General features: G+C 71.5%; 16 protein-coding genes. 4 read left to right on the top strand and 12 right to left on the bottom strand.

Translation table 11 applies throughout. From position 1 onward, the window contains the following. The 10 genes from ACFWAR_RS21475 to nirB all read right to left on the bottom strand — a co-directional run bounded on the left by ACFWAR_RS21475 (window position 1) and on the right by nirB (window position 14,671). Entirely contained in the window at window positions 1-369 is a 369-nt protein-coding gene (locus ACFWAR_RS21475) for a hypothetical protein (RefSeq protein ID WP_385779414.1), read from the bottom strand. After that, on the bottom strand, window positions 366-1,031 hold the full coding sequence (locus tag ACFWAR_RS21470) for a Rieske (2Fe-2S) protein (protein ID WP_385779412.1): 666 nt from the start codon (window positions 1,029-1,031) through the stop codon (window positions 366-368). The genes ACFWAR_RS21475 and ACFWAR_RS21470 overlap by 4 nt, the downstream gene beginning before the upstream one ends. Beyond that, the gene (locus tag ACFWAR_RS21465; RefSeq protein WP_385779410.1) at window positions 1,028-1,627 is read right to left on the bottom strand and encodes a 4Fe-4S dicluster domain-containing protein; all 600 of its coding nucleotides are present in this window, start codon (window positions 1,625-1,627) and stop codon (window positions 1,028-1,030) included. Before ACFWAR_RS21465 ends, ACFWAR_RS21470 begins: the two co-directional genes overlap by 4 nt. Before the next feature lie 7 nt (window positions 1,628-1,634). Further along, complete coding sequence (locus tag ACFWAR_RS21460) at window positions 1,635-3,935, bottom strand: molybdopterin oxidoreductase family protein (protein ID WP_385779408.1); 2,301 nt, start codon at window positions 3,933-3,935, stop codon at window positions 1,635-1,637. Further along, a complete protein-coding gene (locus ACFWAR_RS21455; protein WP_385779406.1) occupies window positions 3,932-5,047 on the bottom strand; it encodes an MFS transporter in 1,116 nt (371 codons plus the stop codon). Before ACFWAR_RS21455 ends, ACFWAR_RS21460 begins: the two co-directional genes overlap by 4 nt. 111 nt (window positions 5,048-5,158) lie before the next feature. Further along, window positions 5,159-6,001, bottom strand: a complete 843-nt coding sequence (pflA, locus tag ACFWAR_RS21450; RefSeq protein WP_385779404.1) for a pyruvate formate-lyase-activating protein — start codon at window positions 5,999-6,001, stop codon at window positions 5,159-5,161. Window positions 6,002-6,177: 176 nt separating this feature from the next. Next, on the bottom strand, window positions 6,178-8,448 hold the full coding sequence (gene pflB, locus ACFWAR_RS21445) for a formate C-acetyltransferase (RefSeq protein WP_385779402.1): 2,271 nt from the start codon (window positions 8,446-8,448) through the stop codon (window positions 6,178-6,180). Window positions 8,449-8,655: 207 nt separating this feature from the next. Beyond that, window positions 8,656-9,960, bottom strand: a complete 1,305-nt coding sequence (locus ACFWAR_RS21440) for an anaerobic C4-dicarboxylate transporter family protein (protein WP_385779485.1) — start codon at window positions 9,958-9,960, stop codon at window positions 8,656-8,658. A gap of 245 nt (window positions 9,961-10,205) precedes the next feature. Continuing rightward, window positions 10,206-11,630, bottom strand: coding sequence for a NarK family nitrate/nitrite MFS transporter (locus ACFWAR_RS21435; protein WP_385779400.1), 1,425 nt, complete (start codon window positions 11,628-11,630; stop codon window positions 10,206-10,208). Window positions 11,631-11,845: 215 nt separating this feature from the next. Further along, complete coding sequence (gene nirB, locus ACFWAR_RS21430; RefSeq protein WP_385779398.1) at window positions 11,846-14,671, bottom strand: nitrite reductase large subunit NirB; 2,826 nt, start codon at window positions 14,669-14,671, stop codon at window positions 11,846-11,848. Window positions 14,672-14,940: 269 nt separating this feature from the next. Between nirB and ACFWAR_RS21425 the strand changes: the two genes are divergently transcribed. From ACFWAR_RS21425 to ACFWAR_RS21415, 3 genes are all read left to right on the top strand, one after another. Next, window positions 14,941-15,663: a sirohydrochlorin chelatase gene (locus ACFWAR_RS21425; protein ID WP_385779396.1), complete on the top strand. Its 723-nt coding sequence runs from the start codon at window positions 14,941-14,943 to the stop codon at window positions 15,661-15,663. Window positions 15,664-15,691: 28 nt separating this feature from the next. After that, window positions 15,692-16,846 (top strand): low temperature requirement protein A, encoded by a 1,155-nt coding sequence (locus ACFWAR_RS21420; protein ID WP_385779394.1) that lies wholly within the window; start codon window positions 15,692-15,694, stop codon window positions 16,844-16,846. Between the two features lie 85 nt (window positions 16,847-16,931). Further along, window positions 16,932-18,194, top strand: a complete 1,263-nt coding sequence (locus ACFWAR_RS21415) for a cytochrome P450 (RefSeq protein WP_385779392.1) — start codon at window positions 16,932-16,934, stop codon at window positions 18,192-18,194. A gap of 85 nt (window positions 18,195-18,279) precedes the next feature. On the opposite strand, the gene ACFWAR_RS21410 is transcribed toward ACFWAR_RS21415, so the two are convergent. After that, window positions 18,280-18,786, bottom strand: coding sequence for a DUF5949 family protein (locus ACFWAR_RS21410; protein ID WP_354380468.1), 507 nt, complete (start codon window positions 18,784-18,786; stop codon window positions 18,280-18,282). Between the two features lie 57 nt (window positions 18,787-18,843). Further along, window positions 18,844-19,458, bottom strand: a complete 615-nt coding sequence (locus tag ACFWAR_RS21405) for a hypothetical protein (RefSeq protein WP_385779390.1) — start codon at window positions 19,456-19,458, stop codon at window positions 18,844-18,846. A gap of 154 nt (window positions 19,459-19,612) precedes the next feature. Between ACFWAR_RS21405 and ACFWAR_RS21400 the strand changes: the two genes are divergently transcribed. Next, complete coding sequence (locus tag ACFWAR_RS21400; protein WP_385779388.1) at window positions 19,613-20,062, top strand: DUF6299 family protein; 450 nt, start codon at window positions 19,613-19,615, stop codon at window positions 20,060-20,062. The last annotated feature ends 2 nt before the right edge of the window (window positions 20,063-20,064 follow it).

The raw sequence follows: 20,064 nt of genomic DNA, 5'->3' as shown, positions 1-20,064 counted from the left end.
TCATCGGTCCTTCGGGTCGAGGATCCACAGACCCAGCACGACCAGGAAGGAGAGGAACAGGAATCCCGCCCCCCACCAGGCCGTGTGGGTGTTTCCCTTCATCCACTCGTTGACGGTGACTGTCAGCGCCCAGAGCTGGCCGATCACCACGGTGAGGGCCAGGACGAGACGGGCGTTGAGCTTGGAGGAGCGCTCCGGTTCCTGCTCGGTCCCGGCTCCCGGGCCGGGGCCCGTGTGCCGGATGCGGGGGTCGCCGTAGCCGCTGGTGGCGCGGATCTGGGGGTAGCGGTCCCGGACCGGACGGTTGAGTCGGGGCTGGGCGCTGCCCGGCCGGTAGTCGGGCGGGGGTGGCAGCTGGGGGTCGCTCATGTCCGCCTGCTCTCGGTGGCGCGGTCGCCGCCCGGGCAGCCCAGCCGGGCGGCCATCTCGGGGCGGGCGTCGGCGAACTGCCGGCACAGGGCGTCCTTGGCCGGCTCTCCGGACCGGGCGGTGGCCACGGCCCAGACGCTCCCGTCGACCTCCTCGCTCAGGAAGACCTTGGGGAGCGGGCGGGGCGGCGGGCCCGCGGTGACCTCACCGGTGCGGGCGTCGAAGACGCCTTCGTGGCAGGGGCAGTAGAGCTCGCCGTCGGCGCCGCGGTCCTCGCGCCACAGCACGGCGCAGGCCAGGTGGGTGCAGACGGCGGAGTAGCCGACGAGGCTGCCGTCCTTGAGGCGTACGGCCACGGCCCGGTCGTCGTCGCCGGGGAACCGGAAGGCCACGGCCTCCCCCGGTGGGAGCAGGTCGGCGACCTTCTTGGGCTTGGGCAGCGTCTCGTTGTCGCCGTGCCGGTGCAGGATGCCCGCGGCGACGCCCACCCCGCCGATGGCCAGGCCGCCGGAGACGGTGGCGACGATGCGCAGGTAGTCGCGCCGGGTGGTCAGCGAGTCGGCGCTGATCCGGTCGCGCAACTGCTCGGCGGCGGCGTCCACCCCCGCGTCGGGGCCGCGGTCGCCGCCCGGAGCGGGAGCGGGCTGTTCGGTGACGCTCATCGGACATCCACTCCGTTGATCTCGACGACGGGGAGCCCGCCCGGGACGGGCCACTGCACCTTGTCGGCGGGCACGACCATCGCCACGCCGGTCTGGACGACCACGTCGCCGAAGGCGAAGGAATCGGCGACCTGGACGCCGGGGCGCTCGGCCTGGAGTTCCTCCAGGGTTCCGTAGAACAGGGCGCCGGTGGGGCAGACCGTGGCGCACATGGGGGCCAGGCCGTAGGCGGTGCGGTCGTAGCAGAGGTTGCACTTCATCTGGAGCTTCGCCTGGAGGTCGATCTTCGGGACCCCGAAGGGACAGGCGTTGACGCAGTTGCTGCAGCCGATGCAGCGGGTGGTGTCGGCCTGTTGCACCACACCGTCGGCGGTCACCAGGATCGCGTCGGCGGGACAGACCTCGGCGCAGGGCGCGACCGGGTCCTCGCAGTGCATGCACACCGTGGGAAGGGAGGCGACGGACATGCCGGGGTCGGTGTAGTCCAGGTGGATCATCGATTTGCCGCGGTGCGAATCGCATTCGCGGCAGGCGGAGACGCAGGCCTGGCAACCGATGCAGCGTCCGGGGTCGATGAAGATCGTTCTGCCCATCATGGCGCGATCAGCTCCTCTCCGCCGTGCCGCGGCCCTGGGGGGACGTGGGGGGCAGGGGGTCGGTGCGGGACACCTGGGTCTCCGGGTAGGCCTCGCGACCGGGGGCCGTGGGCGGTGCGGGGACCTCGTCGACCCGCTCGGCCGACTCGATCCGGGCGGCGCAGACCTTGTACTCGGGGATCTTGGAGCGGGGGTCCAGGGCGTCGATGGTCAGCGCGTTCGCCGCCGTCGGGACGGGCCAGTGGTAGGGGATGAAGACGGTGTCCGGCCGGATCGCCTCGGTGACCAGGGCCGGGAAGACCTCGCTGCCCCGGCGGGTGACCACCCGTACCGGATCGCCGTTGCGGAAGCCGTGCGAGGGGTGGACCTCCACCCACGGGCGCGGGGTCTGCTCGACCAGGGCGCCCAGCCGGCGGGTCTGGTTGCCGGAGAGGAAGTGCGCGACGGTGCGGCCGGTGGTGAGGGAGAGCGGGTACTCCTCGGTGTAGGCGTCCATCGGCGGATGCCATTCGACGACCTGCATGTGCACCTTCCCGTCCGCGTGGAAGGTCTTACCGCCCTCGAACAGCCGGGGGGTGCCCGGGTGGTCGGTGGTGGGGCAGGGCCAGGCGATGCCGCCGGTCTCCTCCAGCCGCTCGTAGGTGATGCCGTAGTAGTCGTTGACCGTGCCGGCGGAGGCGATCCGCAGCTCTTCGAACACCTCGCGGGAGCCGGGGAAGTCGAACTTGTCGCCGACGCCGAGGCGGCGGGCCAGTTCGCACATCACCCAGGTGTCCGTGCGGACCCCGGCGGGCGGCTCCTGGGCCTTGTTGTGCTTGACGACCCGGGCCTCGGTGTTGGCCATGACGCCCTCGTCCTCGGCCCAGACGGTGACCGGGAAGACGACGTGCGCGTTGTCCGCGGTCTCGGAGAGGAAGAAGTCGAACTGCGCGTGGAATTCGAGGGTGTCGTAGCCCTCCTTGACCGTCGCGTAGTTCGGGAGCGAGACGAAGGGGTTGTTGCAGATGCCGATCAGACCGCGGATCTCGCGCCGCTGCATCTGCCAGACCATCTCCATCATGGAGGTGCCGGCGCGCGGGAGTTCCGACTCCTCGATGCCCCAGATCGCGCAGATCTGGCGGCGGTGCTCCTCGTTCATGATGGAGCGGCCGCCGGGCAGCAGGTCGGACTTCTGGCCGTGTTCGCGGCCGCCCTGGCCGTTGCCCTGGCCGGTGATCGTGCCGTAGCCGGCGCCCGGCTTGCCGAGGTTCCCGGTGGCCGTGCAGAGGTTGATGATCGACAGGCAGTTCTCGACGCCCTGGGAGTGGTGCTCGACGCCGCGCGCGTGCATGGCCATCGCACTGCCGGCCCCGGCGAACATCCGGGCGACCTGGCCGACCTGGGAGGCGGGGATCCCGCAGATCTCGGCGGCGCGCTCGGGCGGGTACTGCGCGGCGGTGGCCTTGACCTCCGCCCAGCCGGTGGTGTGCTCGGCCAGGAAGGCCTCGTCGGTCAGGCCCTCCGCGACCACCACGCCCAGGACCGCGTTGAAGAAGGCCGAGTCGGTGCCGGGCTTGAGCGCGACGTGGACGTCGGCGGTGCGCGCGATCGCCGTCTCGCGCGGGTCGACCACGATGAGCGAGGCCCCGCGGTCCCGGGCGCCCCACACGTACTGGGTCATCACGGGGAAGCACTCCCCCACGTTCGACCCGGCGATCAGCAGGCAGTCGGTGAGCAGGATGTCGGAGAAGGGGTTGCCCGCCCGGTCGATGCCGAAGGCGAGCTTGTTGGCTCCGGCGGCGCTGACCATGCACAGCCGCCCGTTGTAGTCGACGTGCCGGGTCTTGAGCGCGACCCGGCCGAACTTGCCGACCAGGTAGGTCTTCTCCGAGTACAGGCTGGCGCCGCCGAGCAGCCCGAAGGCGTCGTTGCCGTGGGCGCCCTGGATGCGCCGGATCTCGGCGACGGTGTGGTCCAGCGCCTCGTCCCAGGACACCTCCTTGAAGGGTTCGTCCCTGGAGCGGCGCATGAGCGGCGCGGTCAGCCGGTCGGGGTGGTTGACCTGCTGGTAGGCGTTGATGCCCTTGGGGCACAGGCGCATCCGGTTGATGTCGTGGTTGCGCGGTTCGACGCCGAAGACCTTGCCGCCCTTGTCGACGCGCAGGTACATCCCGCACTGCACGCCGCAGAAGCAGCAGTGGGTGGGGACGAGGGTTTCGCCGTTCTGGTCCGCGTGCCACTGGTCCGCCGGGATGCCGCCCGCGTCGCGGAAGTTGCGGGTGCCGGGCGGGGCGAGGGAAGGGTCGAGCGGGATGCGCCGCGTGCTCACTTGAAGCCCTTCTTCACGTGGTTGAGGTACGCGCCGCCGCGCAGCACCCGCTTGCAGCGGGGGCAGTATTCGGCCCAGGCGTCGAAGTTCAGGTTCAGGTCCTTCATCGTGCCGCGCAGGTTCTCGACGTACGGGGCGGTGTCCACGGGCTCCCCGCAGCGCTTGCAGGCGAAGATCTGCTCGTCCTGGCGGGCGGTGTACTTGAAGAGCTGCATCCCGACGGCGGCGGGCCGCTGCACGATGTGGAAGAACTTCCCGAAGGGGATGTAGATGAGCGTGAAGACCACCGAGACCATGTGCAGGATCGCCAGGAACTCGTAGCCGCCGCCGTGCAGGAAGATCGAGGAGAAGGTGAGCAGCAGCCCGGTCACGGAGATGACGATCAGCATGATCAGCGGGAGCAGGTCGTAGGCGAAGCGCTGCCCGGTGATGGCTCCGCGGTCCTTCATCCGGCGCCACAGGAAGTAGGAGGCCCCGGGGATGACGAGGACGGCGGCGATGTCCAGGCCGTGGAACATCAGCCAGCCCACCACGCTCAGCGCGTCGTAGCCGAGGATCTTGAAGCCCCAGATCCGCATCTCGTAGCCGGGGCCCGTGGCGTTGCCGGAGGTGAAGGTGAACCAGCCCCAGGTCAGCGGGAAGGTGATCGCCGCGGCGAGGATGCAGCCCCAGAAGATCATCTGGTGGGCGGCCCAGCGGGCGTGCGAGCGGGCGCCGAGGAACTTCTGGAAGCCCAGGTAGGTGGCGATCATCTTCGGCAGGGCGGTGGGGGCCTTGCGGAAGTTGGCGGCCGAGAAGAGGCTGCCGAAGCCCTTCTTGAAGAGGCGGCGCGCGCCGGGGGCGGAGACCCACACGGTGTAGCGGTAGGCGACGCCGAAGGCCAGGAAGACGGTGGCGACGGCGTACGGCAGCAGTGCGGAGTCGAAGTCCCGCAGCAGCCGGCTGCCGAGCACGATCGCCACGATCAGCAGCAGGGAGACCGCCGCGCCCGCCAGCGTGGCCCGGGCGGTGACGGACCGCCCGACCGCGGGCCGCGGCCCCGGCCGCGCCTGCGGCGGGGGCGCCTCGTCGGGGGGTGGCGCTTCGGCGAGTACTTCTGAAGGCTCGGGCACAGGACCACGTTAGGTCGTATGTCCTGATTCAGCCCGCTATGAGCCCTCTCACGTTGAGCCATTCGAGGGACGGGGGTTCACGAGGGAGGGGCGTCCACGGGGGACGTGCCGTCAGACGGCCAGCAGCCCCCGCGCCGCGAAGACCGCCTTGGCCCGCGCGACCTGCTCGGCGCTGGGCGAGGGCGTGTCGTGCAGGGAGAACTCCATGTCCAGCGCCTCCCACTTGCTCTCTCCCAGCTTGTGGAAGGGCAGGACGTCGACCCGCGAGACGTTGCCGAGGCCCGCGGCGAAGTCCGCGACGCCCTCGATGTTCTCCTGGGCGTCGGTCAGCCCCGGCACCAGCACGAACCGCAGGTGCACCTCGTTGCCGAGGTCGGCCAGGCGCCGGGCGAAGTCGAGGGTGGGCTCCAGCGGGCGGCCGGTCACCTTCTTGTAGGTCTCCCGGTCCCAGGACTTGATGTCCAGCAGGACCAGGTCCACGTCGCGCAGCAGCGCGTCGGTGGCGCGCGCCCCCAGGAACCCGGAGGTGTCCAGGGCGGTGTGCAGCCCGAGGTCGTGCTTCATCCGGTGCAGCAGCTCGCCCGCGAAGACGGGCTGGAGCAGCGGCTCGCCGCCGGAGATGGTGGCGCCGCCGCCGGAGGCGGTGATGAAGCGGGTGTACTTGCGCGCCTCGGCGATCACGTCGTCGGCCGAGGTCCGCTTGCCGCTGCGCATCCGCATGGTGTCGGGGTTGTGGCAGTAGAGGCAGGCCAGCGGGCACCCCGCGAGGAAGGTGACGAAGCGGGTACCGGGACCGTCCACGCCCGTCGACAGGTCCCAGGAGTGCACGGAACCCTCGCTCGGCCGCTGGGTCGCGGCGGCGGCGGGGGTCTGCCCCGCGCTGACGGGGGCGGCGCCGAAGGGGACGGCGTTGGCGGCGCCGACGGGGATGTTCGTACCGAGCAGGACGGTCATGGCAGGTGCTCCAGATTCGAGGGGCTGATCTGGTGTGGGGCGGTCGACCCCCGTGCGGGGCGGTCGACGGTTGGATTCGCGCGGTCCGGGGCCGGTGCGGGGGAGCCCGGCCCCGGGCCGCGCGGTCTGTGGGCGCCCGGCCGGATCCCGTGGGGACCCGGCCGGGCGGGGCGGCCCTAGAGCGAGCCGTGGAAGGTGCGGTTCAGCACGTCCATCTGCTGGGCGCGGGTCAGCCGGACGAAGTTCACCGCGTACCCGCTGACCCGGATGGTCAGCTGCGGGTAGTTCTCCGGGTGCTCCATGGCGTCCATGAGCGTGTCGCGGTTGAGGACGTTCACGTTCATGTGGAAGCCGTCGCTGGCCATGTAGCCGTCGAGCACGCCCGCCAGGTTCTTGATCCGCTCCTCGGGGGTGCGGCCCAGGCCGTCGGGGGTGACCGTGTTGGTCAGCGAGATGCCGTCCTCGGCGTCCTCGTAGGGCAGCTTCGCGACCGACAGCGCGGAGGTGACGTAGCCGTGGGTGTCGCGGCCGTTCATCGGGTTGGCGCCCGGGGAGAACGGCTCGCCCGCCCGGCGTCCGTCCGGCGTGTTGCCGGTCTTCTTGCCGTAGACGACGTTCGAGGTGATGGTCAGCACGGACTGGGTGTGCTCGGCGTCCCGGTAGGTCGGGTGCTTGCGCACCTTCTTCATGAACTCCTCGACCAGCCACACCGCGATGGCGTCGACCCGGTCGTCGTTGTTGCCGAAGGCCGGGTAGTCGCCCTCGATGGTGTAGTCGGTGGCCAGGCCCGTCTCGTCGCGCACCGGGGTGACCTTGGCGTACTTGATCGCGGCCAGCGAGTCGGCGGCGACCGAGAGGCCGGCGATGCCGCAGGCCATCGTGCGGCGCACGTCACGGTCGTGCAGCGCCATCTCGATGCGCTCGTAGGCGTACCGGTCGTGCATGTAGTGGATGACGTTCAGCGCGTGGACGTAGGTCGCGGCCAGCCATTCCATCTGCTCGTCGAACTTGACCATGACCTGGTCGTAGTCGAGCACCTCGGCGTCGAGCGCGCCGGTCGAGGGGCCGACCTGGGCGCCGGACTTCTCGTCCCGGCCGCCGTTGATCGCGTAGAGCAGGGTCTTGGCGAGGTTCACGCGGGCGCCGAAGAACTGCATCTGCTTGCCGACCGGCATGGCCGAGACGCAGCACGCGATGGCGGTGTCGTCGCCGAAGCGCGGGCGCATCAGCTCGTCCGACTCGTACTGGACCGACGAGGTGTCGATCGAGACGCGGGCGCAGTACTCCTTGAAGCCCTGCGGCAGCTGCGGCGACCAGAAGACCGTCATGTTCGGCTCGGGGGCCGGACCGAGGTTGTAGAGGGTCTGGAGGTAGCGGAAGGAGCTCCGGGTGACCAGCGGACGGCCGTCCTCGCCCATGCCCGCGATCGACTCGGTGACCCAGGTGGGGTCGCCGCTGAACAGCTCGTCGTACTCGGGGGTCCGCAGGAAGCGCACGATGCGGAGCTTGATGATGAAGTCGTCGACCAGCTCCTGGGCCTGCTCCTCCGTCAGGAGGCCGGCCTCGATGTCGCGCTGGAGGTAGACGTCGATGAAGGTGGAGGTGCGGCCGAGCGACATGGCCGCGCCGTTCTGCTCCTTCACGGCGGCGAGGTAGGCGAAGTACAGCCACTGGATGGCCTCGCGGCCGCTGGTCGCCGGGCCGGAGATGTCGTGGCCGTAGGAGGCCGCCATCGCCTTCAGTTCGGCGAGCGAGCGGATCTGCTCGGAGAGTTCCTCGCGGAGCCGGATCGTCTCCTCCAGCGAGCGGTTGCCCGCGGGGAGGGCGTTCAGCTCCTCCTTCTCCTCCTTCTTCACCGCGATGAGACGGTCGACGCCGTAGAGGGCCACGCGGCGGTAGTCGCCGATGATGCGGCCGCGACCGTAGGCGTCGGGCAGACCGGTGACGATGCCGGCCTTGCGGGCGGCCCGGATGTCGGGGGTGTAGGCGTCGAAGACACCGGCGTTGTGGGTCTTGCGGTACTCCGTGAAGACCTTCTCCAGCTCCGCGGAGACCGGGTAGCCGTAGGTCTCCAGGGCGCCGGCGACCATGCGCCAGCCGCCGTTCGGCATGATCGCGCGCTTGAGCGGGGCGTCCGTCTGGAGGCCGACGATCAGGTCCTTGTCGCGGTCGATGTAGCCGGGCGCGTGGGCGGTGATCGTCGAGGGGATGTCGTGGGCGACGTCGTAGACGCCCTTCTCGCGCTCCTCGGGGAACTTGTCCGTGATCGCCTTCCACACGGCGGTGGTGCGCTCGGTCGGGCCGGCGAGGAAGGAATCGTCACCCTCGTACGGCGTGTAGTTCTGCTGGATGAAGTCGCGGACGTCGATGGCGTCGCGCCACAGGCCGCCCTTGAAGCCGTTCCAGGCTTCGCCGTTCTTCGTGGTTTCCGCAGGGGTGGCAGTCATCGCCCGCACCTTCCGAGTCGCCTCATTGCTTGTCTCCATTCCACGCCTTTTGATCGATCATTTGGCGCAGCGTTGGTCCTGAGCTGGGGCCCGAAAGTCCCTTCATCCCCGGCCTCAAGGGTCCCCCACCCCCGCTGAACTGGCATTTTGAGCAGGTCAAAGGTCCTTCGTGCGCTTGTGAAAGCTTTCACAAGAATCTCGGAGCAGTCAGACAATCTGAACCAGAGCGAAGCCTGTGGATACCGCGACGCACGTCGTGATCAGCCCCGGCAGCATGAAGGAGTGGTTCACCACGAAGCGGCCGACCCGGGTGGTGCCGGTCCGGTCGAAATTGATCGCCGCGATGAAGGTGCCGTAGGTGGGGAGGAGGAAATAGCCGTTCACGGCCGGCCACATCGCTATGAGGAGGGGGGCCGGGATACCGAGGGCGATGCCCAGCGGCATCAGCGCCTTGGTGGTCGTGGCCTGACTGAAGAGCAGAGCGGAGAGGAGCAGCAGCATGATGGCGAAGAACCAGGGGTGGTCCTGCGCGACCCCGCCGAGCGCACCGGTGATCCGGGCCTCGTTGGCACCGATGAAGGACAGCCCCAGCCAGGACAGGCCGAAGACGCCGATGACGGCGACGAGCCCGGACCGGGCCACCTCCGTGCCGGGTATCCGCAGCGCGTCGACCCGGCACAGCAGCAGGATCAGTGCGGCCACGGCCATCATCAGGATCTCGATGGTGGCGGGCATCGACAGCGGCCCCTTGGCCGTGTCCGGGCGCAGCCCCGGGAAGAGACCGCTGATGACGACCGCGACGGCCCCACCCATGAAGAGGTACGCCGACCAGCGCGCCCGGGGCCGCAGGACCGGCGCGGCGGCGGCCGCGGCGGGAGGCTCGATCTCCCCGGCGGCCAGTCGGCGCAGGTACTCGGGGTCCTCCCCCAGCTCCTTGCCGATCCGCGACTGCACGGTGGCCGCGACGATGACGCCGATCAGGGTGGCCGGGACGGCGACGGCCATGATCCGCGGCAGGTTCCAGCCGTCGCCGTCGAACATCACGATCATGGCGGCCATGGCGGCGGACACGGGGGACGCGGTGATACCGAAGGTGGCGGCGATGGAGGAGACGGCGATGGGCCGCTCCGGGCGGACCCCGCCCTCGCGGGCGACGTCGTGGATCACGGGGAGGAGGGGGTAGAAGACGTGGGCCGTTCCGGCGCCCAGCGTGAAGGCCCATGAGACGAGGGGGGCCACGAAGACCACCCGGCTGGGCTTGCGCCGGATCGCCTTCTCCGCGAGCCCGACGAGGTAGTCGATGCCACCGGCCGCCTCCATCGCCGCGGCCGCCATGATCACCGCGAGGATGATCAGCATGACGTCGACGATGCCCGAGGTGTCGGCGGGCGTGACCCCGAAGAAGGTCGCGAGCACGAAGACCCCGACGGCGCCCCAGAGCCCCATGGCCACCCCGCCCTTGCGGGACCCGAGGGCGATGGCCGCCACCATGACGGCGAGCTGCGCGAACATGCCGAGCACGGAGGTGACCTTCCGATCGAGGGGCCCCGGGAGGGGGTCTTTCGGGGACGGACGATGATCCGAAGGAGACGGGCGGACGGGCGGACGGACGGACCGAACCGAACCGACCGGCCAGCCGACCGGCCGACCAACCGACCGGGCCAGCGGAGCGGGCCCCCTCCTGCGGATCGCGCGGGTCGGGCGCGATACGGAGGAGACGGCCCGGTCCGGGGCTTGGCCGAGGGGCTGGCGGGGGCCTAGCTGGGGGCCTCGGCGCCCTTGCGGGCGTAGAAGTACCAGGCCACGACCACGCAGCTCGCGTAGAAGGCCACGAAGCCCCACATCGCGCTGGTCACCGCGAAGTTCGCGAACATCGCCGGGATGAAGAAGAAGCCGTAGGCGGCGATCGCGGCGGTGAAGCCGGTGACCGCGCCGGACTCGATCTCCGCCTGCTTGAGCGCGGCCGCGTACTGCGGGGTGCCCTCGGTCAGACCCTTCAGGTGCTGGCCGCGGAAGATGACCGGGATCTGGCGGAAGGTCGAGCCGTTGCCGATGCCCGAGAAGAAGAACGCCGACAGGAAGCAGAAGAAGAAGCCGTAGAAGGAGCCGGTGTCCGAGCCCGCGGGGAGGAAGGTGATCACACCGATGATCGAGGCACCCATGCCCACGAAGGACAGGATCGTGACCCGCGCGCCGCCCAGCTTGTCGGCGATCCAGCCGCCGGCCCAGCGGGCGAGGGCGCCCAGGGCGGGGCCCATCCAGGCGTAGGTGGCGACCGAGTACTCCGGGAAGGTGGTCTTGATCAGCAGCGGCAGGGCCGCCGCGAAGCCGATGAAGGAGCCGAAGGTGCCGACGTACAGCCAGGTCATCACCCAGTTGTGCTTGCGCTTGAAGATGACCTTCTGCTTGCTGAAGGGGGTGGAGGCGACCTTCAGGTCGTTCTGGCCGAACCAGGCCACGGCCGCGAGGACCACCAGCACCGGCACCCAGACGAAGGCCGCGTTCTGGAGGTAGATCTCCGAGCCGTTCGCCTTCTTCTGGCCCGCGCCGATCGCCAGCACCGAGGTGGTGATCAGGATCGGGGTGAGCAGCTGCACCACGGACACGCCCAGGTTGCCCAGGCCGCCGTTGATGCCGGTCGCGTTGCCCTTCTCCTGCTTCGGGTAGAAGAAGCCGATGTTGGCCAGCGAGGAGGAGAAGTTGGCGCCGCCGATACCGCAGAGCGCGGCGATCGCGACCATCGTGGTGTACGAGGTCGACGTGTCCTGGACCGCGAAGCCCAGCCAGATCAGCGGCACGATCAGGACGATCGTGGAGAGCGTGGTGAAGCGGCGCTGGCCGATCATCGGGCCGAGGAAGGTGTAGAAGATGCGGGCGGTGCCGCCCGTGATGCCGGGGACGGCCGTCAGCCAGAAGAGCTGCGACTGGCTGAAGCCGAAGCCGACGTCCTTGAGGTTGGTGGCCGTGATGCTCCAGACCTGCCAGACGACGAAGGCGACCAGGAGCGCCGGGACCGCGATCCACAGGTTGCGCGTGGCGACCTTCTTGCCCGTGGACTGCCAGAAGGACGGATCCTCCGGAGTCCATTCGGTGATGGTGCGGCCGGGCCGGTACTGCGCCGGGTCGGGCGCGAGGGCGCGACAGGTCGTTGCCGGGGGCGCATCCTGGGTGGCGGAACTCATGGCAGTGTCCTGAACGTTGTGAACTGGTGCTGAGGGTCCTGACGTATCCAGGATCCGCTCGCCGACCCGCCGCGCGTCAGGGGAGAACGTCGCGTGGGCGACAGGACAAGGTCCCGCCGCCCACAGTGCGTTGGTCGCGCCCGCGACGTGCCGTACGGCCACCGGCGCGGCCCTATACCTGCCCTACGCCCGCGCCCGCTCGCAGCCGTGCCGCGTCACGGCTGCGGTCGCAGGACCGGCAGGACCGGCAGGGCGACGTCCGGGTCGTCCAGGCAGATCCCGGTCCGCAGGTCGAAGACCTGCTTGTGCATCGGCGAGGTCACCACCGGGACGCCGTCCCGGGTGCCCATGATGCCGTTGGCGATCACGTCGGCCCCGGAGAAGGGGTCCCGGTCGCCGACCGCGTACACCGTGCCCGCGCGGTCCTTGAAGACGGCCGCCCGGCTGCCGTCGGGCAGCACCACCGCGCGCCCGCGCCCCGGCTCCAGGGCCCCGGCCCCGCCGAAGTCCACGCCGTCGGACACCGCGTCCACACCGTCGGTGGTGACGGCGCCGCGCGCCGGGGCGCCGAAGCGCTCCAGCGCCGCCGGGTCCTCCAGGACCGCCTGCCACTCGTCCTGGTAGGCGGACACGTGCCGCTCCATCTGCGCCTCCAGCTCCGCGCAGATCCCGAGCTCGTCCTCGATCAGCACCGACCTGAGGTGGTCCAGGCCCGCGCCGCTGCCGCCGAGCCGCTCGACCCACGCGGCGGTGCGCTCCAGGCGTTCGCCGGTGCGGACGTAGTACATGAGGAAGCGGTCGATCAGGGCGAAGAGTTCGCCGGTCGCCAGGTCCGCGGCCAGCAGGTCGGCGTGGCGCGGGACGGCGCCGCCGTTGCCGCCGACGTACAGGTTCCAGCCCTTGCTGGTGGCGATGATCCCGACGTCCTTGCCGCGGGCCTCGGCGCACTCGCGCACGCAGCCCGAGACCCCGCCCTTGAACTTGTGCGGTGTGCGCAGTCCCCGGTAGCGCAGCTCCAGGTCGATGGCGAGCTGGATGGAGTCGCCCTGCCCGAAGCGGCAGAAGCGGGCGCCGACGCAGGACTTGACCGCGCGCAGGGACTTTCCGTAGGCCTGGCCCGATTCGAAGCCGGCTCCGCCGAGGCGGCGCCAGATGTCGGGCAGCTGCTCGGCGCGGGCGCCGAAGAGGCCGATCCGCTGGGCCCCGGTGATCTTCGTGTAGAGACCGTAGTCCCGGGCGACCTCGCCGATGGCGATCACCTGGTCGGCGGTGATCTCGCCGCCGGCGACCCGCGGCACGACCGAATAGGTGCCGTCCTTCTGCAGGTTGGCGAGGAAGAGGTCGTTGGAGTCCTGGAGCGCGGCCTGCTCGCCCTCCAGGATGTGCCCGAGACCGAGGTCGGGGGCGAGGGTGCCGAGCACGTTGGCGACGACCGGCTTGCAGACCGCGCAGCCCTCGCCACCGGTGCCGTGGGTCTCCAGCAGCTCGCTGAAGCTGCGGATGTGCTCGGTGGCGACCTTCTCGTAGATCTCGGCGCGGGTGAGCGTGAAGTGCTCGCACAGTCCGCGGGCCTTCTCGATCCCGGCCGCGGCCATCTCGGCGTCGAGCACGGCCTGCAGGGTGCCGAGGCAGCCGCCGCAACCGGTGCCCGCCTTGGTGCACTTCTTGATGCCGCCGAGGTCGGTCAGCGACTCCTCGGCCACGGCGGTGCGGACCTGGCCCTTGGTGACGTTGTGGCAGCTGCACACCACCGCGTCGTCGGGCAGGGCGTCGGCGCCGGGCAGCTCGATGCCGTCCGTGGAGGGCAGGATGAAGGCCTCGGCGGGGCCGGGCAGCATCCGCCCGGCGTGCGGCTTGAGCGAGCCGTAGGCGCCCGCGTCGCCGACCAGGATCCCGCCGAGCAGCGCGCCGTCGGGGCCGAGCAGGAGCTTCTTGTAGACGCCTTCGCGGGCGTCGGAGAAGACCACGGAGACGGCGCCGTCGCGGCCCTCGGGGGCGAAGGGATCGCCGAAGGAGGCCACGTCGGCGCCCATCAGCTTGAGCTTGGTGGAGGTGTCGGCTCCGGTGAAGGTGAGTTCACCGGCCCCGGCGAGCGCCTCGGCGACGGTCTCGGCCATCTGGTAGCCGGGGGCGACGAGCCCGTAGACCTTGCCGTCGACGCTCTGCGCGCACTCGCCGACGGCGTAGACGTAGGGGTCGCTGGTGCGGCAGTGGGCGTCGACGACGACGCCGCCGCGGTCGCCGACGGCGAGTCCGCACTCGCGGGCCAGGCGGTCGCGGGGGCGCACTCCGGCGGAGAAGACGACGACGTCCGCGCCGATCTCCTCGCCGTTGGTCAGCCGCAGGGCCTGGGCGCGGCCGTCGGGGTGCATCTGTACGCCGCCTGCGCCGACGCCGGTGTGCACGGCGACGCCCATCGACTCGATGGTGGCGCGCAGCGCCGCGGCGCCGCCGTCGTCGACCTGGAGGGGCATCAGGCGGGGCGCGAACTCGACGACGTGCGTGGTCAGGCCGAGGGTGCGCAGGGCGCCGGCCGCTTCGAGGCCGAGGAGTCCGCCGCCGATGACGACGCCCGTGGTGACGGCGGGGTCGGCCGCGTAGGCGGTGAGGGCCTCGACGTCGTCGAGGGTGCGGTAGGTGAAGCAGCCGTCGGCGTCGGCGCCGTCGATGGGCGGCACGAAGGGGTAGGACCCGGTGGCGAGCACGAGGGCGTCGTAGCCGATGACGTCGCCCGAGGCGCTGGTGACCGTGCGGGCGGCGGTGTCGACGTGTACGGCGGGGTCGCCGAGGCGCAGGTCGATGCCGTGCTGTTCGAGGAAGCCGGGTGCGGCGAGGGCCAGCTCTTCGCCGGTGGATCCGGTGAAGGCGGCCGAGAGGTGCACGCGGTCGTAGGCCGGTCGGGCTTCTTCGGCGAGGACGACGACGTGCCAGCCGCCGGCGCCGGTGCGGCCGGGTCCGGCCAGTGCGTCGCGCTCGGCGAGGGCCTCCAGCAGGCGGTGTCCCACCATGCCGTGGCCGATGACGACCAGCGTCTGCGCCATGGTCCCACTCCGTCCGTTCCCGGGGCCGCGCGCGTGTCGCGCGTCGGCCGCCACCACTTTCGACTCTTTTGACGGTAGGTCCGCGCGGTGGTCCCGGACGGCCGTAAAGGGCCCGGGCAGGGGGGTAGCCGGTCCTGTTCCGCACAGGACCTGTGACCTGCGGCGAAGGCCTTTGGGGGGCCTGTGGCGGGGGCACCCGGGGCCTAGCGTGGGGGCAGGGGGGCAGGCGCCGGCTCAGGGATCGGCGCGCAGTCGTGGAGGTGGCCGTCATGCTCGTTCTCGCCGTGCACGGCAGTGCCGTCCCGGCCGCGGCCGCGACGATCTCGCGGTTGACCGCGACGGTGGAGGCGCTGAGCGGGGTCCGCGCGGTCGTGGGCCATCTCGACGTGCAGCGCCCCTCGCTCGCGGAGGTGGTGCGCGCGCATCCGGGGGCCGTGGTGGTCCCGCTGCTGCTGGGCGACGGCTACCACCGCCGGATCGACGTCCCGGCGGTCCTGGACGGTACCGGGTGCGTGCTCACGCCCGGGCTGAGCGCGGAGCGCGGCGTCGCGCTGGCGTTGTACGGGCGCCTGCGCGAGGCGGAGCGGCGCCGCGGCCCGTACGCGCGGGCCGACGCGGTCGTCGTGGCGGGGGCGGGTTCCTCGCGGCCGGGCGGGAACGACGGCACCCGGCTCTGCGCGGCGCGGCTGGCCGCGCTGCTGGAGGCGGACGGCGGGCCCGATCCCGTCCCGGTGGTACCGGCGTACCTGACGTCGGCGGGGCCGACGGTGGCCGAGGCGCTGGCCTCGCTGCGCGGTGCGGGCTTCACGCGGGTGGCGGTCGGGGCGCACCTGTTGGCTCCGGGCCGCTTCACGCACGCGTTGGCGGGGGTCGGGGCGTGGACGGTGTCGGAGCCGCTGGCCGATCATCCGCTGCTGGCCCGGTCGGTGGTCGACCGCTACGAGTCCGCCCGGGGTACCCGGGTGCTGCGGGCCGCGCGCCTCGCTTGTTAGGGGGCGCGGCACTGGTGTGCTGGGCGGTATGACATACGTACCGATGATCGCGAGGAGCCCCGACGAGGGCCACCGGGCCGCGACCCCGCTGGAACTGTTCTTCGACCTGTGCTTCGTCGTCGCCGTGGCGCAGGCGGGGGCGCGGTTGGTGCACGCGCTGGCGGAGGGGCACGTGGGGGCCGGGATCAGCGGCTACCTGTTCGTGTTCTTCGGGGTGTTCTGGGCGTGGGTCAACTTCTCGTGGTTCGCCTCCGCCTACGACACGGACGACGTGCCGTACCGGATCGCGGTGCTGGTGCAGATCGCGGGCGTGCTGATCTACGCGGCGGGGGTGCCGCGGGCGTTCGACGCGAACGACTGGACGATCGCGGTCGTCGGCTACCTGGTGATGCGGGTGGCGCTGACCGCGCAGTGGTTGCGGGCGGCGGCCGGAGAGCGGGGGGCGGCCCGGCGCACGGCGGTGAAGTACGCGGTGGGCCTGCTCGTCTGCCAGGTGGGCTGGGTGGTGCTGCTGCTGGCCCCGGACGGGATGCGGCGCTGGCTGTTCCTGGTGATGGTGGTGGCGGAGCTGTCGGTGCCCCTGATCGCGGAGCGGCAGCACCAGACGCCGTGGCACGCGCACCACATCGTGGAGCGGTACGGGCTGTTCACGTTGATCGTGCTCGGCGAGACGATCTCGGCGAGCACGATCGCGGTGCAGTCGGCGCTGGACGAGCACGAGGCGCTGGGCGAGCTGCTGCCGATCGCGGCGGGCGGGCTGCTGCTGGTGTTCGCGGCCTGGTGGATCTACTTCGCGGTACCGGCCCACGAGCGGGTGACGGGCAACCGGTCGGCGCTGCCCTGGGGGTACGGGCACTTCGTGATCCTCGGGTCGGCGGCGGCGATCGGCGCGGGCATCGAGGTGGCGGTCGAGCAGGCGGTGGGCAAGGCGCACGTATCGACGTCGGCGGCGAACCTGGCGGTCTGCGTGCCCGCGGCGATCTTCCTCGCGGCGGTCTGGCTCCTGCACTCGCGGCACTTCAAGCGGGGCGCTGCGCAACAGCTCCTGCTGCCGGTCACGGCCCTGTTGGTGCTGGGCTGCGCGTGGACGGGTGGGCACGCGGTGCTGTGGGCGGGGCTGGTGGCCGCGCTGGCGGTCGCGGCGGGCGTGACCTTGCAGCACCGGGCGCGTTCAGCAGCGTGAGTGCGGGAGCCGTGGGGAGCGGCGGGGGGCCGCAAGGGTCCAGGGCGCCCTGGACACCCTGACCATTGGGAAGAAGGTGCGGGCCATGACGGTTCCGGCACAGCGGCACGCGGCCGACATCGATCTCGCCGATCCGGCGTTCTGGCAGCTTCCCCCCGAGGCGCGGCTCGCGGCCTTCGCCCGGCTGCGGGCGCTCGACGGCCCGCGCCGGTTCGTCGAGCGCCCGGCGTCCTGGCGGGGGCCGGAGCGCGCGCACTGGGCGCTGGTGCGGCACGCCGACGTGCAGGAGGCGAGCCGGCTGCCGAAGGTGTTCGCGAGCGCTCCGGGGGTGACGACGCCGGAGCCGGCCGGCTGGGTGCGGGCGCTGTTCGGGGACTCGATGGTCAATCTGGACGGGGCGGACCACGCGCAGCTGCGCAAGATCGTGCAGCGCGCCTTCACCCCACGGCTGCTGGCGGCCGCGGAGGCGGACGTCCACGCGGTGGCGGCGCGGATCGTGGACGACGTACTGGCCGAGCGGCCCGAGGAGTTCGTCTCGGCGGTGTCCTCGCGGCTGCCGCTGGACGTCATCTGCAACATGATGGGGATCCCCGCCGAGTACCGGGCGGAGATCGCGGACCGGGTCAACCACGCGTCGGAGAACATCGGAGTGGAGCGCGGGCTGGCGGCGCGGCTGCGGATGCCGGGGCGGGGGCTGCGGGCGCTGGCGCGGATGCAGCGGATGGTGGCGGGGATCGCCGAGGAACGCCGCAAGAACCCGACCGAGGACCTGATCTCGGCGCTGGTCTGCGCGAACGTGGACGGCCAGGCGCTGGGCGTGCGGCAGTTGGGCGCGTTCTTCTCGCTGCTGATGGTGGCCGGGGTGGAGACCACGCGCAACGCGATCACGCACGGGCTGGCGCTGCTCACGGAACATCCGGAGCAGCGGGAGCTGTTGCTCGGGGACTTCGAGGCGCACGCCGACGGCGCGGTGGACGAGATGGTCCGGCATTCGACGCCGATCATCCAGTTCCGTCGGACGGTGGTCGCGGAACACCGCCTGGGCGGGCACCTGTTCGTGCCGGGCGACAAGGTGGTGCTGTACTACGCGTCGGCCAACCGGGACGAGGCGGTCTTCCCGGATCCGGACGCCTTCGACATCACCCGCTCGCCCAATCCGCACCTGGGGTTCGGGGGCGGCGGCCCGCACTTCTGCCTGGGGGCGCACCTGGCGCGGGTGGAGATGAAGGCCCTGTTCCGGGAGCTGCTGACCCGGCCGGTCGGGCTGCGGGCGGTCGGGCTGCCGGAGCTGGTGGGGTCGAACTTCGACAACCGGGTCCGGGCCCTGCGGTTCGCGTTCGACGTCTGACCCGCAGCCGCGCGGACCGGCGCGGACCGGCCACCGGGCAGGCTGGGAGCCCGGCGGCCGGCGGTCGGCGCCCCGCGAGCGGTGGTTACTTCTTGAGCCGCTGCACGCGCAGCACGGCGTGCGCGCTGCTGGTCAGGACCTCTTCGTCGCCGACGAACTCCTTCAGGGTGTCGGCGTCGACGGGCACCCCGGGCTTGGCCTGGGGCCAGGGGCGGGTGGCGAACAGGAAGTAGACCTGCTCGCTGTCGGCGGCGGCGGCCACCCACTCCGGCGGCGCGGTGCAGCGGGCGTTGAGGCCGATGTCCTCGCCCTCCACGGTGAGCGCGACCTGGTCGCCCTCGACCAGGATCTTCACCGGGAACTTGTGGGGGTGGACGGTGCCGTCCAGCACCTCGTCGCCGATCCGCAGCCCCAGGTGGTCCAGCAGCCCGCGGGCGGACGCCTCGCCGGCCTCGTGGCCGTGCGGGCAGTCGCCCAAGGTGTAGGCGATGAGGTACGGGATGTCGTGCCCGTCCTCGGGATCGCCGATCCACGCGAGCACCGAAAGGGTGCCGAGGTGGGACCGGTCGATTTCGGTGTGAGTCGAAGTCATGGGCGGCACCTTAGTGCTCTTTCACCCCGCCCTTTCCCGGCCCTTCACCCGGGTGGGTCAGACCGTCCAGAATCCCTCTCCGGAATTCGCCTGCGTGTTCGTGTCCTGGTACTGGAGGCGCACGATCCGCGCGTTTTCCGGAATTTCGAACACCACCCACCCCTCGGCCCGTCCCCCGACGGAGAGGGATTCGAAGACGAGGGGTTTACCGGTGGTCAGCTCGCCCGTCTTGACGGCGGGATAGCGCTGCCCCGCGCTGTCGTACGCCCACATGCGCCCGAGCGCCCCGTACGTCGCACCGCCCACGTTGACGAAGGACATCCCGGCGCCCACCCAGCGCTTGCCCGCCGCGGGGGCGAAGGTCGCGTCCACGCTGACCGCGGGATCGACGTAGGCGGTGAGGACGGCCTGCAGGTGGCGGCCCACCTGCTGGCCGCGCACCCGTACGGGGTCACCCACCCGGGCGTCCTTGACGGCGGCCCCGGCCGGCGCCCCCGGCGCCGGCGCGGCGGCGTCCTCGTCGGCGCCGCCCGGGGCGCCGTCGTCGACCGGGACGGCAGGGGCGGCGGCGGGCGCGAGGGCGGCCCCCTCGTGGGCGCTCTGGCAGGCGGTGGAACCGAACAGCAGGAGCGGGAGGAGGGCGAGGGCGAGAACAGGGGCGGACTGGCGCATGCGGGATCCCTTCGGGGACGTATTGCGGCCAGTCTCACGCGCCCGAGCGGGCAATTGCACACACCGACACGATTCGGCGGAGCGAGATACCGCCGGGTGACCTGCACAATTCGTTCCGGCGGAATCCCCCGCCCGCATCCACCTGGAGGAAACGATGGGCCTGCCCGTATCCCGAATCGCCGTGGCGGCGCTGTCCGCACTGGCCGCCACCGCCGCCTGCGCCGTGCCCGCGAACGCCGATTCGCGCGCCAATGCGATTTTCGTGAAGGACCACGCACGGGTCTCCCACGACGGCCGCGTCACCCTTTCCGGGGCCTACCGTTGTGAACCCGGGTCACCCGAGGGAGTGCAGATCCAGACCGCCGTGCGCCAGGACGGCAACCGGCTCGGCATGAACGCGGGCGACGCGGTCTGCGACGGCGCGGTCCACGAGTGGGCCGTCAGCGGCGCGATCGGCGTCGACCCCGGATTCCACACCGGCGACGCCGAGGCCGAGGCCACGCTGACCGTCGCCCGCCTGCACGGCGCCTACCTGGTGCCGCGCGCGATCTCCCAGAACACCCTGGCCGAGCACCGCGGACACGTCACCCTCGACCGCAACTGACC

It is taken from the genome of Streptomyces sp. NPDC059917 (genome assembly GCF_042730635.1).
Lineage (GTDB): Bacteria > Actinomycetota > Actinomycetes > Streptomycetales > Streptomycetaceae > Streptomyces.
Note: the sequence above shows the minus strand (reverse complement) of the source record. Positions and strands in the feature narration are given on the sequence as shown.